General features: G+C 71.1%; 13 protein-coding genes. 6 read left to right on the top strand and 7 right to left on the bottom strand.

Going from position 1 to position 15,519, the window contains the following annotated elements:
- Positions 1 to 74: 74 nt before the first annotated feature.
- The 6 genes from ispG to AC0HI0_RS21050 form a co-directional block, all read right to left on the bottom strand.
- Positions 75 to 1,175: a flavodoxin-dependent (E)-4-hydroxy-3-methylbut-2-enyl-diphosphate synthase gene (ispG, locus tag AC0HI0_RS21075; protein ID WP_480934091.1), complete on the bottom strand. Its 1,101-nt coding sequence runs from the start codon at positions 1,173 to 1,175 to the stop codon at positions 75 to 77.
- Positions 1,172 to 2,908, bottom strand: coding sequence for a 1-deoxy-D-xylulose-5-phosphate synthase (locus AC0HI0_RS21070; protein WP_480934090.1), 1,737 nt, complete (start codon positions 2,906 to 2,908; stop codon positions 1,172 to 1,174). The genes ispG and AC0HI0_RS21070 overlap by 4 nt, the downstream gene beginning before the upstream one ends.
- Positions 2,905 to 3,831, bottom strand: a complete 927-nt coding sequence (gene ispH, locus AC0HI0_RS21065) for a 4-hydroxy-3-methylbut-2-enyl diphosphate reductase (protein WP_480934089.1) — start codon at positions 3,829 to 3,831, stop codon at positions 2,905 to 2,907. Before ispH ends, AC0HI0_RS21070 begins: the two co-directional genes overlap by 4 nt.
- Positions 3,832 to 4,043: 212 nt before the next feature.
- Positions 4,044 to 5,084 (bottom strand): family 2 encapsulin nanocompartment cargo protein polyprenyl transferase, encoded by a 1,041-nt coding sequence (locus tag AC0HI0_RS21060; RefSeq protein ID WP_480934088.1) that lies wholly within the window; start codon positions 5,082 to 5,084, stop codon positions 4,044 to 4,046.
- A 167-nt stretch (positions 5,085 to 5,251) separates the two neighbouring features.
- A complete protein-coding gene (locus AC0HI0_RS21055) occupies positions 5,252 to 6,658 on the bottom strand; it encodes a family 2B encapsulin nanocompartment shell protein (RefSeq protein WP_480934087.1) in 1,407 nt (468 codons plus the stop codon).
- Positions 6,659 to 6,733: 75 nt separating this feature from the next.
- Positions 6,734 to 8,140 (bottom strand): family 2B encapsulin nanocompartment shell protein, encoded by a 1,407-nt coding sequence (locus AC0HI0_RS21050; protein ID WP_480934086.1) that lies wholly within the window; start codon positions 8,138 to 8,140, stop codon positions 6,734 to 6,736.
- Positions 8,141 to 8,882: 742 nt separating this feature from the next.
- Between AC0HI0_RS21050 and AC0HI0_RS21045 the strand changes: the two genes are divergently transcribed.
- The 3 genes from AC0HI0_RS21045 (at position 8,883) to AC0HI0_RS21035 (ending at position 11,377) form a co-directional block, all read left to right on the top strand.
- On the top strand, positions 8,883 to 9,299 hold the full coding sequence (locus tag AC0HI0_RS21045) for an acyl-CoA thioesterase (protein ID WP_480934085.1): 417 nt from the start codon (positions 8,883 to 8,885) through the stop codon (positions 9,297 to 9,299).
- Entirely contained in the window at positions 9,296 to 10,420 is a 1,125-nt protein-coding gene (locus AC0HI0_RS21040; protein WP_480934084.1) for a zinc-binding dehydrogenase, read from the top strand. Before AC0HI0_RS21045 ends, AC0HI0_RS21040 begins: the two co-directional genes overlap by 4 nt.
- Positions 10,421 to 10,528: 108 nt before the next feature.
- On the top strand, positions 10,529 to 11,377 hold the full coding sequence (locus tag AC0HI0_RS21035; RefSeq protein ID WP_480934083.1) for a cyclase family protein: 849 nt from the start codon (positions 10,529 to 10,531) through the stop codon (positions 11,375 to 11,377).
- 359 nt (positions 11,378 to 11,736) lie between these two features.
- Here AC0HI0_RS21035 and AC0HI0_RS21030 read toward each other — a convergent pair whose 3' ends face one another.
- Positions 11,737 to 13,245, bottom strand: a complete 1,509-nt coding sequence (locus AC0HI0_RS21030) for a diguanylate cyclase domain-containing protein (protein ID WP_480934082.1) — start codon at positions 13,243 to 13,245, stop codon at positions 11,737 to 11,739.
- A gap of 59 nt (positions 13,246 to 13,304) precedes the next feature.
- Between AC0HI0_RS21030 and AC0HI0_RS21025 the strand changes: the two genes are divergently transcribed.
- The 3 genes from AC0HI0_RS21025 (at position 13,305) to AC0HI0_RS21015 (ending at position 15,433) form a co-directional block, all read left to right on the top strand.
- Entirely contained in the window at positions 13,305 to 13,823 is a 519-nt protein-coding gene (locus tag AC0HI0_RS21025) for a MarR family winged helix-turn-helix transcriptional regulator (protein ID WP_480934081.1), read from the top strand.
- Between the two features lie 271 nt (positions 13,824 to 14,094).
- A complete protein-coding gene (locus tag AC0HI0_RS21020) occupies positions 14,095 to 14,718 on the top strand; it encodes a DUF4360 domain-containing protein (protein ID WP_480934080.1) in 624 nt (207 codons plus the stop codon).
- 79 nt (positions 14,719 to 14,797) lie between these two features.
- Positions 14,798 to 15,433: a DUF4360 domain-containing protein gene (locus tag AC0HI0_RS21015; RefSeq protein ID WP_480934079.1), complete on the top strand. Its 636-nt coding sequence runs from the start codon at positions 14,798 to 14,800 to the stop codon at positions 15,431 to 15,433.
- Positions 15,434 to 15,519 lie beyond the last annotated feature (86 nt).

Here is a 15,519-nt window from a genome sequence, read left to right as displayed (position 1 = left end):
CCCACACCCACACCCACACCCACACCCACACCCACACCCACACCCACGCGTCGCGCACGTGCGCGATCGCTTCGTCAGAGGGCCGGTTCGACGTCCAGCTTCATCGCCTCTTCCAGCAACGCCTCCACGATCTGCGACTCGGGCACCGTCCGCACGACCTCGCCGCGCACGAAGATCTGACCCTTGCCGTTCCCGGACGACACCCCGAGGTCGGCCTCCCGGGCCTCGCCGGGCCCGTTGACCACGCACCCCATCACCGCCACCCGCAACGGCACCGGGAAGTCCTCGAACGCCGCCGTGACCTGCTCGGCCAGCTTGTACACGTCGACCTGCGCCCGCCCGCACGACGGGCACGACACGATCTCCAGCCGACGCGGCCGCAACCCCAGCGACGCGAGGATCTGCGCGCCGACCTTGACCTCCTCCACCGGGGGCGCGGACAGCGACACCCGGATCGTGTCGCCGATCCCCTCCGACAGCAGCACGCCGAACGCCACCGACGACTTGACCGTCCCCTGCACCAGCGGCCCGGCCTCGGTCACCCCCAGGTGCAGCGGGTAGTCGCAGGCCCGCGCCAGCTGCCGGTACGCCTCGACCACGGTCAGCGGGTCGTGGTGCTTCACCGAGATCTTCAGGTCCGTGAAACCGTGCTCCTCGAACAGCGAGCACTCCCACAGCGCCGACTCGACCAGCGCCTCCGGCGTCGCCTTCCCGTACTTCCGGTACAGCCGCTGGTCCAGCGAGCCCGCGTTGACGCCGATCCGGATCGGCACGCCCGCGCCGCCCGCCGCCCGCGCGATCTCCGCGACCTTGTCGTCGAACTGCCGGATGTTGCCGGGGTTGACCCGGACGGCGGCGCAGCCCGCGTCGATCGCCGCGAACACGTACCGGGGCTGGAAGTGGATGTCGGCCACGACCGGGATCGGCGACTTGCGGGCGATGGCGGGCAGGGCGTCCGCGTCGTCCTGGGACGGCACCGCGACCCGGACGATCTCGCACCCGGCGGCGGTGAGTTCGGCGATCTGGCGCAGCGTCGCCTCGACGTCCGAGGTCGGCGTGGTGGTCATCGACTGCACGGTGACCGGGGCGTCGCCGCCGACCTCCACGCCGCCCACCGACAGCTTCCGGGACGGCCTGCGCCGCCGTGCGGGCGGGGCCAGTCGCAGAGGGGTCAACTGTGCTCCTTGAGTCGCTTGAGGACGGTGGTGGTGATGCCGGCCGCGTCCAGGCCGTGCGCGCGGAGGATCTCGGCCCGCGTCCCGTGCGGCAGGAAGCTCGCGGGCAGCGCGAACGTGCCCACCCGGGTCGGCGCGCCGAGCACCGCGAGCGCTTGCGCGAGCCGTCCGCCGAGCGCGCCGGTGACCGTGGTGTCCTCCACGGCGAGCACGAACCGGTGCGCGGCGGCGAGCTTGACCAGCGCCGGGTCCAGCGGCGCGATCCAGCGCGGGTCGACCACGTCGACCGGGACGCCGTGCCCGGCGAGTTCGTCGGCGGCTTCCAGGCACGCCTTCGCCATCGGCCCGACGGCGACCAGCAGGCCGACCGGGTCGGGTTCCTCGCGCAGCACGTCGCACCAGCCGATCCGGCGCACGGCCGGCAGGTCGGCACCGGCCGCCGCCTTCGGGTAGCGCAGCGCGGTCGGGCCGTCGGTCACCGCGACCGCCTCGCGCAGGAGTTCGCGCAGCCGGGCCGGGTCGCGCGGCGCGCCCAGCCGCAACCCGGGCACGACCGGCAGTACCGAGGCGTCCCACATGCCGTGGTGGCTGGGGCCGTCCGGCCCGGTGACGCCCGCCCGGTCGAGCACGAACGTCACCGGCAGCCGGTGCAGCGCCACGTCCATCAGCACCTGGTCGAACGCCCGGCTGAGGAAGGTCGCGTACACCGCCACCACCGGGTGCATCCCGGCCATCGCCAGCCCCGCCGCGGACGTCACCGCGTGCTGCTCGGCGATGCCGACGTCGAACAGCCGCTCCGGGAACCTGCGGGCGAACGCGTCCAGCCCGGTCGGCCCCTGCATGGCGGCGGTCAGGCACACCACGTCGGACCGGTCGTCCCCGATGTCGGCGATCTCCGCGCCGAACACGTCGGTCCACGTCCGGCCGCCGTTCGACCCGGTCGCGGACACCGCGTGCAGGTGGTCTGCCTGGTCCTGCTCGGCGGGCGGGTAGCCCATGCCCTTGCGGGTCACGCAGTGCACCACCACCGGGCGGCCCAGCGCCGCGGCCTCGGTGAGCGCGCACTCCAGGTCGGCCGGGTCGTGCCCGTCGACCGGTCCCACGTAGGCCAGCCCCAGGTCCTGGAACAGGTTCCCCGGTTCGGCCCGTCCCGAGCGCAGCGACCCGAGGTGCGCGCCGAGGCCGCCGACGGTCGGCGCGTAGGAGCGGCCGTTGTCGTTGAGGACGACGACCACCGGGTGCTCGGTGCCGGCCAGGTTGTTCAGCGCCTCCCACGCCATCCCGCCGGTCAGCGCGCCGTCCCCGACGATCGCCACCACCCTGCGCGCGGATCCCTTGAGCCGCAACGCCTTCGCCACTCCGTCCGCGTAGGACAGCGCGGTCGACGCGTGCGAGTTCTCGATCACGTCGTGCGGCGACTCGGCCGCCGACGGGTACCCGGACAGCCCGCCCGCGCGGCGCAGCGTCTCGAACTCGGCGGCCCGCCCGGTGAGCACCTTGTGCACGTACGACTGGTGCCCGGTGTCGAACAGCAGCACGTCGTGCGGCGAGTCGAACACCCGGTGCACCGCGATGGTCAGCTCCACCGCGCCCAGGTTCGGCCCGAGGTGCCCGCCCGCGCGCGACACCCGTTCGATCAGGAACCGCCGGATCTCGCCCGCGAGCACCGGCAGCGCCGACGACGGCAGCGCGCGCACGTCGCCCGGCCCGGTGATGGCGTCCAGGAGGGTCATCGCGGCCGCACCGCCGCCGGCAGGGTGAACGTGATGGTCTCCCGCGACGTCTCGCGGACCTGCACGTCCCACGCGCCCAACTCGGTGATCACCTCGTCCACCAGCTCCGGCGGCGCGGACGCCCCGGCGCTCAGGCCGATCACCCGCACCCCGTCGAGCCACTCCGGCCGGATCTCCGACACGTCGTCGATCAAGTGCGCGGGCGTGCCCTGCCGGCGCGCGAGTTCCACCAGCCGCACCGAGTTGGACGAGTTCGCCGACCCGACCACGAGCACCAGGTCCGCGTCCCGGGCCACCTCGCGCACCGCCTCCTGCCGGTTGGTGGTGGCGTAGCAGATGTCGTCGGACGCGGGCCCCTTCAACGCGGGGAACTTCGCCCGCAGCGCGGCGACGACCTCCGTGGTCTCGTCCACCGCGAGGGTGGTCTGCGTCAGGTACGACACCCGCGTCGGGTCCGGCACCTCCAGCCGCGCCACGTCCTCGACCGTCGCCACCAGCACGATCCGGTCGGGGGCCTCGCCGAGCGTGCCCTCCACCTCCTCGTGCCCCTCGTGCCCGATCAGCACCACCGTGTCGCCGCGCGCGACGAACCGGCGGGCCTCCGCGTGCACCTTGGTCACCAGCGGGCAGGTCGCGTCGACCACGTCCAGACCGCGCCGCACGGCCTCGGCGCGCACCGCGGGGGAGACCCCGTGCGCGGAGAACACCACCGTCGAACCGTCCGGCACCTCGTCCAACTCGTCCACGAACACCGCGCCGCGCGCCTCCAGACCGGCCACCACGTGGGTGTTGTGCACGATCTGCTTGCGCACGTGGATCGGCCCGCCGCGCTGTTCGAGCAGGTGTTCCACGATCTCCACAGCCCGCTCGACCCCGGCGCAGAACGACCGGGGCGAGGCGAGCAGCACAACGGGAAGGGCCATGCCTGGCTCCTGACTCAGCGGGTTCTGTTGAGAGGTAGGACTGCGTGCCGTGCGGCGTCGACGTGCGGCGTCGACGCGCTGCGGCACGACGCCACCGCCTGACACCACGACACGACCCCGCGCCGCGACCTGCCGCGTCGGCACGGCGCGACGTGCGGTGTCGACGCGACGTGTCGACGCGCCTCGACGTGACGTGCGGCGAGCGGTTGCCGTCAGCGGTCCCGGTGCGTGGCGAGCGCGGCCAGCGCGGCCAGCTCCCGCGCCGCCTGGTCGACGGGTTCGGCCGCGCGCAGGTGCACCCCGGCCTGCGTCAGCAGGTCCTCCGCCCGGCCCAGGCTCCACTCGCGCGCCCCGGACGCCTCGATCAGCTCGGCCGCGCGCGCCAACTCCGCGCCGCTGAGCTGGCCTTCGGTGTGGTACAGCTCGTCGAGTTCGCGCGCGGCGGTGGTGTCGGAGTTCAGCGCCGCCACGACGGGCAGCGACTTCTTGCGGTTGTGCAGGTCGGAGTACACCGGCTTGCCGGTCGCCGCCGGGTCGCCCCAGATGCCCAGCAGGTCGTCGGCGAACTGGAACGCCAGGCCCACGTGCTCGCCGAACAGCCGCAGCTGCTCGACCTGGTCGGCCGTGCCGCCGCCGAACAGCGCGCCCAGCGCGCACGACGCGCCGATCAGCCCGGCCGTCTTGTTCTGCGCCATCCGCACGCACTCGTTCAGCTGCACGTCGCCGCGCTCCTCGAACGCGAGGTCGGCGGCCTGGCCCTCGTTGAGCCGCTGGGTCGCGGCGGACAGCACCCGGATGCCGTGCGCGGCGGCCGGGTGCCCGCTGCCCGCGAGCACGTCCAGCGCCAGGGTGAGCAGCGCGTCGCCGGCCAGGATCGCGGCGTTCACGCCGAACACGGTCCACGCGGTCGGCCGGTGCCGGCGGGTCGCGTCGCCGTCCATCACGTCGTCGTGCAGCAGCGAGAAGTTGTGCACCAGTTCCACCGCGACGGCGGCGGGCAGCGCGGACGCGGCGGTGCCGCCGGCGGCCTGCGCGCCGAGCAGCGCCAGCGCGGGGCGCACCGCCTTGCCCGGGTCCGCGCGGGCCGGGTGGCCGTGCTCGTCCCACCACCCGAGGTGGTAGCCCGAGATGACGCGCATCGATTCGGGCAGCCGGTCCACCGCCGCGCGCAGCGCCGGGTCCACGCCGGCGCGGCTCCAGCTCAGCACCTCGCGCGCGGACCGGTGCGCGGTGGTGACGTCCAGATCGGTCATCGGCGGAACTCCTGTTCGGGGGGAAAGCGCCCGGCTGGTGGGGGATGCGCGCGGCCGACGCGGTGCGGGACGGCCGCGCGGGGGTGCGCGGGGTCGTGAGAGGTGCCGGTCGTGCGAGGGGTCCTGGGAAGTGCGGGGGCGGCCGGGCCCGGCCGCCCCCGCGCCCGTCAGTAGCGGCCGATCTCCACGTGCTCCAGCACGCCCAGGGCGTCCGGGACGAGGACGGCCACCGAGTAGTAGGCGCTCACCAGGTAGGAGATGATCGCCTTGTCGTCGATGCCCATGAACCGCACGTTCAACCCGGGCTGGACCTCGTCCGGGATGCCGGTCTGGTGCAGCCCGATCACGCCGCCGTCCTGCTCGCCCACGCGCATCGCGAGGATCGAGCTGGTGCCCTGGTCGCTGATCGGGATCTTGTTCGACGGCAGGATCGGCACCCCGCGCCACGTCGTGACGTGCGTGCCGTCCACGTCGGCCGTGCCGGGGTACAGGCCGCGCTTGGACGCCTCGCGGCCGAACGCGGCGATCGCCTTGGGGTGGGCGAGGAAGAACGCCGTCTTGCGCCGCCGGCTGAGCAGGTCGTCCATGTCGTCCGGGGTCGGCGGGCCGCTGCGGGTGTGGATGCGCTGCTTGAGGTCGGCGTTGTGCAGCAGGCCGATCTCGCGGTTGTTGATCATCTCGTACTCCTGGCGTTCGCGCAGGGCCTCGACGGTCAACCGCAACTGCTGCTCGGTCTGGTTCATCGGCTGGTTGTAGAGGTCCGCGACGCGGGAGTGCACCCGCAGCACGGTCTGCGCGACGCTGAGTTCGTACTCGCGCGGGGCGAGTTCGTAGTCCACGAACGTGGTCGGCAGGTCCGGCTCGCCGTCGTGGCCGGAGGCGATGTCGATCGCCGCCTCGCCGTGCTTGTTCTGCGGCTTGCCCTGGTTGCGCGCCACCTCTTCGAGGTGCGCGCGCAGCGCGTCGGCCTGGCCGTTGAGCTGCTGCACCGAGCGCCACGGCAGCACCAGCACGATCACCGGCGTCACCGCCTTGACGGTGAAGTCCCAGTCGATCTCCTGGCCGGTGAGCACCTCGTCGCCGAAGTGGTCGCCGTCGGCCAGGGTGTCCAGCACGGTCTGGTCGCCGTACTCGCCCTGGCCGATCTGGTTGACCTTGCCGTGCGCGATCAGGAAGACCTCTTCGGCCCGCCCGCCGGCCTCGACCACGACGTCGCCGGGTGCGTACTCGCGCTGCTCGAACCGGTCGGCCAAGGCGGTGAGCACCTCGTCGTCCGGGAAGTCCCGCAGCACCGGCAGCTCCCGCAGCTCCTGCGGGATGACGCGGATCTCCGCGCCGGTGCTGGTGAAGGTCACCCGGCCGTCGCCCACCGCGTAGGTGAGCCGCCGGTTGACCCGGTAGGTGCCGGCCTGGGTCTGCACCCAGGGGAGTTTGCGCAGCAGCCACCGGGGGGAGATGCCCTGCATCTGCGGAGCGGACTTGGTCGTGGTCGCCAGGTTCCGCGCGCCCGCTGTGCTCAGGCTCTGCCGCTGCTCGGCCTCTTCCGCGATGGGGCCGGGGTCCGTCACGGTCACGTCAGGTTCCCTATCTCGTTGTGGGGACTGATCTTCGCGGGGTGGCGTGTCATCTCAAGCGGGGGATGGCGGGGTTCAGTCTTCGCGGCCGATTTCGACGTGTTCGAGCACGCCGAGCGCGTCGGGCACCAGGATCGCGGCCGAGTAGTACGCGCTGACCAGGTAGGAGATGATCGCCTTGTCGTCGATGCCCATGAACCGCACGCTCAGGCCCGGCTGGTACTCGTCGGGCAGGCCCGTCTGGTGCAGGCCGATGACGCCCTGGTTCTGCTCGCCGGCGCGGAGCAGCATGATCGAGCTGGTGCGGGTCTTGCTGACGCCGATCTTGCTGCACGGCAGGATCGGGACGCCGCGCCACGCGGGCACCTGGTGGCCGTTGAGGTCCACACTGGACGGGTAGAGGCCGCGCTTGTTGAACTCCCGGCCGATGGCCGCGATCACCCTGGGGTGGGCGAGGAACGCGGTCGGCTCCTTCCACACCACGCCGAGCAGCTCGTCCAGGTCGTCCGGGGTGGGCGGGCCGGACCGGGTGTGGATGCGGTGCTTGAGGTCGGCGTTGTGCAGCAGGCCGAACTCGCGGTTGTTCACCATCTCGTACTCCTGGCGTTCGCGCAGGGCCTCGATGGTGAGCCGCAACTGCTGCTCGACCTGGTCCATCGGCTGGTTGTAGAGGTCGGCGACGCGGCTGTGCACCTTGAGCACGGTCTGCGCCACGCTGAGCTCGAACTCGCGCGGGGCGAGTTCGTAGTCCACGAACGTGCCGGGCAGCGCGGGCTCGCCGTCGTGGCCGGACGCGATGTCGATCTCGGCCTCGCCGTGCGCGTTCTGGCGCTGCGCGCCGCCCGCGAGCTGGTGCTGGATGTGCGCGCGCAGACCGCCCGCGTTGCCGTTGAGGGCCTCGAAGTCCGGCCAGCTCAGGGCGAGCACGATGACCGGCGTGACGGCCTTGACGGTGAAGTCCCACTCGCCCTGCGGCCCGGCCAGCACCTGGTCGCCGAAGTAGTCGCCGTTGGCCAGCACGCCGAGCACGGTCTGGTCGCCGTACTCGCCCTGGCCGACCTTGTTGACCTTGCCGTGGGCGATCAGGAACACCTCGTCCTGGGCGCCGCCCGCCTCGACGATGACGTCGCCGGGGCCGAACTCGCGCTGCCGGAACCGGCCCGCCAGCGCGGCCAGCGCGTCCACGTCCTCGTAGCCGCGCAGCAGCGGGAGTTCGGTCAGCTCCTGCGGGATGACCTGCACCTCGGAGCCGGTGTTGGTGAACGTCAGCCGGCCGTCGCCGACCGCGTAGCTGAGCCGGCGGTTGACGCGGTAGGCGCCACCGGCGGCCTGCACCCAGGGCAGCACCTTGAGCAGCCAGCGCGAGGTGATGCCCTGCATCTGCGGGACGGACTTGGTCGTCGTGGCCAGGTTCCGCGCCGCCGCTGTGCCGAGGCTCAGCCGGGGCTGATCGGTGTCCACGCCCGAATCGGTCACAGTCACCACATACACCGCCAATCGGATTCGTTCATTGGGCCGGATTGACGGTAGTGACGCCGAATGCGCAGCGGGAAGCGGCCAACACGGCGACCTCCCATAGGGCTATCCGGAAGGCATTCGTGTACTCGGCGTGCAGGTCGTGGCCGATGCAAGCAATTCCGGGTGATTTTGTGCGGCGTTAGGGGTTGTATGCGAGTCGCAGTGGAATAGGTAGCCCTAGTGGGCTAGCGGACTTCACTCGAAAGAGGTGTTGACGGTGGTCGATCATGTCGTGCCTGTCGGTATCCCGCCGATGTGCGGCTTGAAGATCATCCATCGGGACGAAGGCTTTCGCGGCAATGCGGTGAGCGGCCTGGCCGAGTAGTCGTCCTGGTGGTGGTCGGTGGCGCGGGGGTCGGTGCGCAGGGTGGGGGCGTTGCTCCGTCCGATCACGCAGCGGTAGTCAGGTGGGGGTGTGGGGCGAGTGGCTGCGGAGTGTGATGTCGATCAACTTGGGGCAGGTCGCTTCGTGGGACCGCACGATCGGGTGGTGTGAATTCGGGGGAGACGGGTACTTGCGCGGGTCGTCAGGTGGTATGGGCGGCCGGCCGGCCGGCCGGTCGGGCGGGGCGGGGCGGGGCGGGGCGGGGCGTGGCGGGGGCGGAGCGGGGGAGGGGTCGGTCGGGGAACTGTGAAAACTAACGGTGGTAGATGACTTTGGGCGGAGGGCTTCCGGCGGGGTGCGGCGGGTGGCGAGACTGGGGTGGTGCGCGACGACTACCGGCATTGGCAGCGGATCCCCACCAGGTGGGCCGACAACGACGTCTACGGGCACGTGAACAACGTCGTCCACTACGCGTTCATGGACACGGTGATCAACACCTGGCTGATCTCGGAGGCCGGGCTGGACATCCACGGCGGCGCGGCCATCGGGCTGTGCGTGGAGTCCCACTGCAACTACCGCGCGCCGATCTCGTTCCCGGAGGCGGTCGACGCCGGGCTCCGGGTGGGCCGGCTCGGGCGCTCCAGCGTCCGGTACGAGGTCGGGTTCTACCCGCAGGACCGCGACGACGTGGTGGCCGAAGGGCACTTCGTGCACGTCTTCGTGGACCGGACCACCCGGAAGCCGGTGGAGGTGCCGGCCGCGTTGCGGGCGGCGATGGAGGGGTTGGTGGTCCGGTGATCGTGCGCGCCGCGGTGCTCGACGCGGTCGGCGGGCCGCTGGAGGTCCGGCGGTTGCGGCTCGACCCGCCGGCGGCGGGGGAGCTGCTGATCCGGATCGGTGCCACCGGCTTGTGCCACTCGGACCTGTCGGTGATCGACGGGTCGCGGGTGCGGCCGTTGCCGATGGTGCTGGGGCACGAGGCCGCGGGCGAGGTGGTGGAGGTCGGCGGTGGTTCGGGGGGCGCGGAGTCCGCCGGTGGTGCGGAGTTCGCCGTGGGGGATCGGGTGGTGCTGTCGTTCGTGCCCGCTTGCGGGTCCTGCCGCAGGTGCGCCTCCGGGCGTCAGGCGCTGTGCGAGCCGGGGGCGGTGGCGAACCGCGAGGGCACGTTGCTCGGCGGCGGGCGGCGGTGGCTCGCCGAGGACGGGACGCGGCCCAACCACCACCTGGGGGTGTCCGGGTTCGCGGAGTACGCCGTGGTGTCGGCGAAGTCGGCCACCCGCGTCCCGGACGACCTGCCGTTCGACGTGGCCGCGTTGTTCGGGTGCGCGGTGCTGACCGGGGTCGGGGCGGCGTTCCACAGCGCCGGCGTGGTGCCGGGCGACCGGGTGGCGGTGTTCGGGCTCGGGGGCGTCGGCCTGGCCGCGCTGCTCGGCGCGCGGGCCGCCGGGGCGGCGTCGATCGTCGCGGTGGACGTGGTCGGGGCGAAGCTCCGGTTGGCCGCTCGGCTCGGTGCGACGGCGGTCGTCCGGGGAGGGCCGGGCGCGGTGGCCGAGGTCCGGGAGTCCACCGGCGGCGGGGCGGACAAGGTCATCGACACGACCGGGGTGCCCGAGGTGCTGGAGCAGGCGTACCTGGCTACCGGGGCGGGCGGGGTGACGGTGGCGGTCGGGTTGCCGCACCCCGATCGGACGGTGTCGCTGCCGGCGCTGGGCCTGGTGGCGGAGGAGCGGACGGTGAAGGGGAGCTACCTGGGGTCGTGCGTGCCGAGGCGGGACGTGCCGAGGTTCGTGGCGATGTACCGGGCGGGGTTGCTGCCCGTGCACGAGTTGTTGACGGGGCGTTTGGAGTTGGCGGCGGTGAACGAGGGGTTCGCCCGTTTGGCCTCGGGGGAAGCCGTCCGGCAGGTCATCGTTATGTGATCGGCCAGCCGTTATGGTTGCCCGGATCGGGTGAACAGCTAGGCGGAGGAGTGGCCGACAGTGCGCAGGCGGTCGATGCTCGCGGGCGTTGTTTCTACAGTGGGCGGCATGGTTGCCGGAGCTGGGGTTGCTGCTGGTTCGCCGTCGGGTTCGGCTTCTGGGGAAGCCGCGGGCGCGACGGCGGGTGGGGCGTCCGAAGAGGCGTCGAAAGAAGCGTCGAAAGAGGCGTTCAGCGGGGCTTCGCCGTTGCGCGGGTACCGGTTGGTGAACCTGTCGCACGTCAACGACCCGCAGCGGACGAACGTCTACCCGGGGGACCCGGAGTTCACCGTGAAGACGGTGACGACCGTGCCCGAGGACGGGTTCTACCTCCAGTACGTGCAGCAGGGCGAGCACACCGGGACGCACTGGGGTGCGCCGGCGCACTTCAACGAAGGCCAGCCCTACGCGGACGAACTGGACCCCGAGGACCTGTTCCTGCCCGCGGTGAAGATCGACATCCGGGACGAGGCGCGGCGGAACCCGGACTACGAGGTGAGCGTCGCCGACCTCCAGCGCTGGGAGCGGCGGCACGGGCGGATCCCGCAGGAAGCCGCGGTGGTGCTGTGGACCGGGTGGGAGGACCGCTGGGGGACGCCGGCGTTCTTCAACTACGACGCGGCCGGGCAGATGCACCAGCCGGGGTTCTCGTTGGAAGCGGCGCGGTGGCTGGTGCGCACCGGGCGGCTGGGCCGTCGAGGCGCGCTCGGGACCGACACGTTCAGCGTCGAGTCGGCGTTGGACAGTTCCTACGCGGTGTCGAAGCTGCTCTACCGGGAGCACCGGATCAGTCTGGAGATCCTGGCGAACCTGGGGCGGTTGCCGGAGACCGGGGCGTTCGTGATGGTCGGCGGCACGGTGAACCGACGTGGGTCGGGGTCGCCGGCGAGCATCTACGCGTTCGTGCCCCGGCGCTGAATGTGTGGCGCTGAAACTGTGGCGCTGTGTGTGGGCTGAATGTGTGGCGCTGTGTGTGGGTCGAATGTGTGGCGCTGTGTGGGTCGAATGTGTGGGGTGAACGTGCGGTGCGGAGGGTGAGGCTGAAAAGCGTCCTCGCCGGACGGGCAGGCCGCCGAGGATGACGGAAAAGCGTGTGTGGGCGTCGTGTCATCCCCGTACGGCCTGGTCTGAGACAACCACGCTTGAGTAGGTAGTGCAAGCGAAAAGCGTGCTTGCACTACCTACTCAAGCGTGGTTCGCTGCGCGCAGGCCATACGGGGATGACACGACTCGGTTTCTGGGTGGATCGGACTGGGTGAAGGTCGGGCCGGTGTGTTTCAGGGGTGGATCACCAGGCCACGGCCGCCGTCGCGTTTTGCTTCGTACATGGCCTTGTCGGCACGTTTCAGAACGGATTGCGCGGTGTCTTCCGGGTCCGGGTCGGCGCAGACCACGACGCCCACGCTGGCGCTGATGTCGGCACCCAGTGCGTCTAGGATGCGGAAGGCCACTTTTTCCGGTTCTTCGACGCCTTTGACCAGGATGCCGAATTCGTCGCCGCCCAGCCGGGCCACCACGTCGGTGTCCCGGATGCACTCGCGCAGGCGTTGGGCGACCAGTTCCAGCACCGCGTCTCCCCGAGCGTGGCCGGAGAGGTCGTTGACCGATTTGAAGTCGTCCAGGTCCACGAACAGCAGGCCGAACGGCGTGCCGTCTTCGTGGTGGGCCGCCATCGCGTTTTCCAGGCGTTTTTCGAACAGCGCGCGATTGGCCAGCCCGGTGAGCGGGTCGTGGTGCGCCTGGTGCGCGAGGGTGTGTTCGGATTCCCGCAGCAGGGCGGCGAGCGTGGTGTTGTCCACGATCGTCGTCAGCTGCCGGAGGATGACCGCGACGAAAACCGTGAAGCCGCAGGCGATCTCGACGCCGTCCAGCGGGGCGAGGTCGCCGATCGCGGTCCGGCGCAGCACCAGGACGCTGCTGACCAGCAGGGGAACGTAGGGCATCAGCAGGTAGACCCACTGCCGGCTCTTGGCCGTCCGGGTGGGCGCGGTGTGCTGGGCGGACGGGACGAGGGCCGCCAGGGCGATCAGGGCCGGGCCGATGACGAAGCCGGCGTTGGCCAGCGGCGGGACCTCGGGGGCCTGGACGCTGACCAGGTAGGCGAACGCGCTGTCGGACGCGGCCAGGCCCACCAGGCCCAGCCCGAGCAGGCGCAGCTGGGGGCGCAGCACGACCTTCCGGTCGGCGCTCAGCACCACGACGATGACCAGCAGGACCAGGTCGGTCAGCGGGTAGGCGATGGCCACCAGGAACGCCGCCGTGCTGGGGTTTCCGGCCTGCACCAGGCCGCCCAGCGACGTCGTCCAGGTGAGCAGGAACAGGGAGCCGACGACGATCAGGCCGTCGAGGAGCAGCACCAGGCGGGCGCTGCGCGACCTGCGGTCCAGGAGGGCGTCCGGGTGCTCGGAGCGGCGGTGGCTGCCGATGACCAGCAGCGCCACGAAGGCGAACGGGACGATGCTCAGGTAGCCCGCGTCCGCCGGCGACGGTGACGGGACGGCGCGCTGCTCGACGAGCTGGTACCACGTCCACAGGGTCTGGCCGACGGACCAGCCGAGCATGCCGAAGCCCATGACCACCCGCCACGCCCGGTCCGGGCCGCGGGTTTTCCGCGCGCTCCACCAGCAGGCGGCGGTGGCGAACAGGCCGGTGGCCAGCTGGGCCAGGTCGTCCAGGGCCACGGCGGCGTCGCCGGTGACCACGTCGAAACTGGCCGCCACCGACGCGGCGGTGGCCAGTGCGAGCACCAGCGCCGCCGTGACGCCGAACCGCCTCGTCCCCAGCACGCCGGTCAGTGTGCCCCATTCGCGTTCCACTGACCGGGTTGCCCTGCGAGGATGCGCGGGTGGCAGAGCAGGAGGTTCCCCTCGCCGAGGATGTGGCGACGGAGCAGGATTACGAACGGTTCGCGCGGTATCGGATCGCGGAGAGCGGCGGTGACGCGGAGGCATTCGGGCTTTCGTACAACGTGCTGCACCTCGCGTACATGATGATCACGGACTACGAAGCGCTGGTGCACCGCGAACAGGGGTGGACCATGCCCGGGTTCCGGCTGATGTTCAAGCTGTGGATCCTCGGGCCGACCCAGCCCGCCCGGCTGGCCGACCTCTCCGGCACCACCCGGTCGGCCATGTCCAACCTGATCAACACGCTGGAACGCGCCGGTCTGGTCGAGCGGACGCGGGACGACCAGGACCGCCGGGTCGTGTTCGTCGCGCTGACCGAAGAGGGCCGCACTGCGGTCTCCGGGGTGTTCCCCCGGCAGAACGGGCGCGAGGCGCGGTGGTTCGAGGTGCTGGACTCCGGTGAGCGGGCCCAGATGGTGGAATTGATACGGCGCGTGGTGGCGGCCCGGCCGGATTGATCGGGTTGTGCGGGGTGTCGGCCGGTTTCGGCGACGCGTCGATTCCCGGGTGCGCCGGGTCCGAAAGGGAGAGACAGTATTGCTTTAAAAGTGTTGTTGTGGGTTTGACGGTTTCCACGGGGTGTGGTCATCCGACCTTGTGGGGAATTTTCGCCGGCGGCCGGGAGACGTTTGAAAGAAGGTCGCCACCCGGTTGGCGGAACGTGCGCCATGATTCCTGCGCTACATTTCCACCGCGCCGCCGCGTCACCACGCAGCAGAAAGGCCCTTCATGCTGACCACATTGGCAGCGGCCGCCCTCGCATTGACCGCGATCGTGCCCACCGGCGGCGCTGTGCAGACGGAGGCCCCTCCCGACTACGTGACCATCGACCTGGTCACGGTCAACGGTTCCGGTTGCCCGGCGGGCACCACGGCGGTCGCCGCAGCGCCCGACCGCACGTCGTTCACGGTCACCTACAGCTCCTACCTGGCCCAGGCCGGCACGGACACCGAGCCGACCGACTTCCGGAAGAACTGCCAGCTGGCGATCAGGGTGAACTACCCGCAGGGCTTCACCTACGGGGTGGCCCAGGCGGACTACCGGGGATTCGCACACCTCCAGTCCGGCGCGAGCGCGCTGGAGCAGGCCGGCTACTACTTCCAGGGCCAGACCGGGACCGCGCGCAAGAGCCACACGTTCCGGGGCCCGCAGAGCGACAACTGGCAGGCCACCGACAGCACCGAGTGGGGCTCGATCGTGTTCGCCCCGTGCGGCGAGCGCAAGATCCTCAACGTGAACACCGAACTGCGGGTCAACGTGGGCAATTCGCGCGGGACGAGCTTCATCGTGATGGACTCCACCGACGGCAACGCCAGCACCCGCTACCACTTCTCCTGGAAGCGCTGCAACTAGCCCTTTCCGGACAGGCCGCCGCCGCGAGCTAAGCGTCAATTTTGCCGCCGCCGCGCGGAACTAGTCGGAAGGTGCATTCATGCTCAACTTCGTGGCTGCGGCCGCCCTGGCTTCGACAGCGATCATCTTTCCCCCCGGAGGTGCGCCCAGTGACGATGCGCCGCCTCCCGGCGTGATCTACGTGAAGCTGCTGACGGTGAACGGTTCGGGCTGCAAGCCCGGTTCCGCCGCCGTCGCGGTCTCCGATGACCGCCAGTCGTTCACCGTGACCTACAGCGAGTACCTGGCGAAGGTCGGGCCGGGTGCGGCACCGTCGGACTTCCGGAAGAACTGCCAGCTCAACCTGGAGGTCCACGTACCGCAGGGCTTCACCTACGGCATCGCCCAGGCCGATTACCGGGGCTACGGCAAGCTGGAACGCGGAGCCTCCGGTACGGAGAAGGCGAACTACTACTTCCAGGGCATGTCGGAGACGACGTACAAGACGCACACCTGGAACGGGCCGCTCGACGACAACTGGGAAGCCAACGACGAGGTCCCGATCGGCTCGGTCGCCTACGCGCCGTGTGGTGAGAAGCGGAACTTCAACATCAACACCGAGTTGAGAGTCAACGCCGGCACGTCCGGTACCAAGGCGACCAGCTTCATGGCGATGGACTCGACCGACACGACTCTCCGGACGACCTACCACTTCGCCTGGAAGACCTGCCCGTAGGTGGAGGTCCGCCGTAGGTGAGTTCGCCGGCAGGTGGGTCCACCGGTGGACGGGTTCGCCTGTGGGTGGGTCGCCGGTAGGTGGGT

This window comes from Saccharothrix sp. NBAS 001 (assembly GCF_056640475.1).
Note: the sequence above shows the minus strand (reverse complement) of the source record. Positions and strands in the feature narration are given on the sequence as shown.

What these genes read in the sequence shown, in the direction of transcription:
- AC0HI0_RS21060 (WP_480934088.1), bottom strand. Translation starts at nt 5,084, where the DNA reads ATGACCGATCTGGACGTCACCACCGCGCACCGGTCCGCGCGCGAGGTG.
- ispH (WP_480934089.1), bottom strand. Translation starts at nt 3,831, where the DNA reads ATGGCCCTTCCCGTTGTGCTGCTCGCCTCGCCCCGGTCGTTCTGCGCC.
- AC0HI0_RS21020 (WP_480934080.1), top strand. Translation starts at nt 14,095, where the DNA reads ATGCTGACCACATTGGCAGCGGCCGCCCTCGCATTGACCGCGATCGTG.
- AC0HI0_RS21035 (WP_480934083.1), top strand. Translation starts at nt 10,529, where the DNA reads ATGGTTGCCGGAGCTGGGGTTGCTGCTGGTTCGCCGTCGGGTTCGGCT.
- AC0HI0_RS21070 (WP_480934090.1), bottom strand. Translation starts at nt 2,908, where the DNA reads ATGACCCTCCTGGACGCCATCACCGGGCCGGGCGACGTGCGCGCGCTG.
- AC0HI0_RS21015 (WP_480934079.1), top strand. Translation starts at nt 14,798, where the DNA reads ATGCTCAACTTCGTGGCTGCGGCCGCCCTGGCTTCGACAGCGATCATC.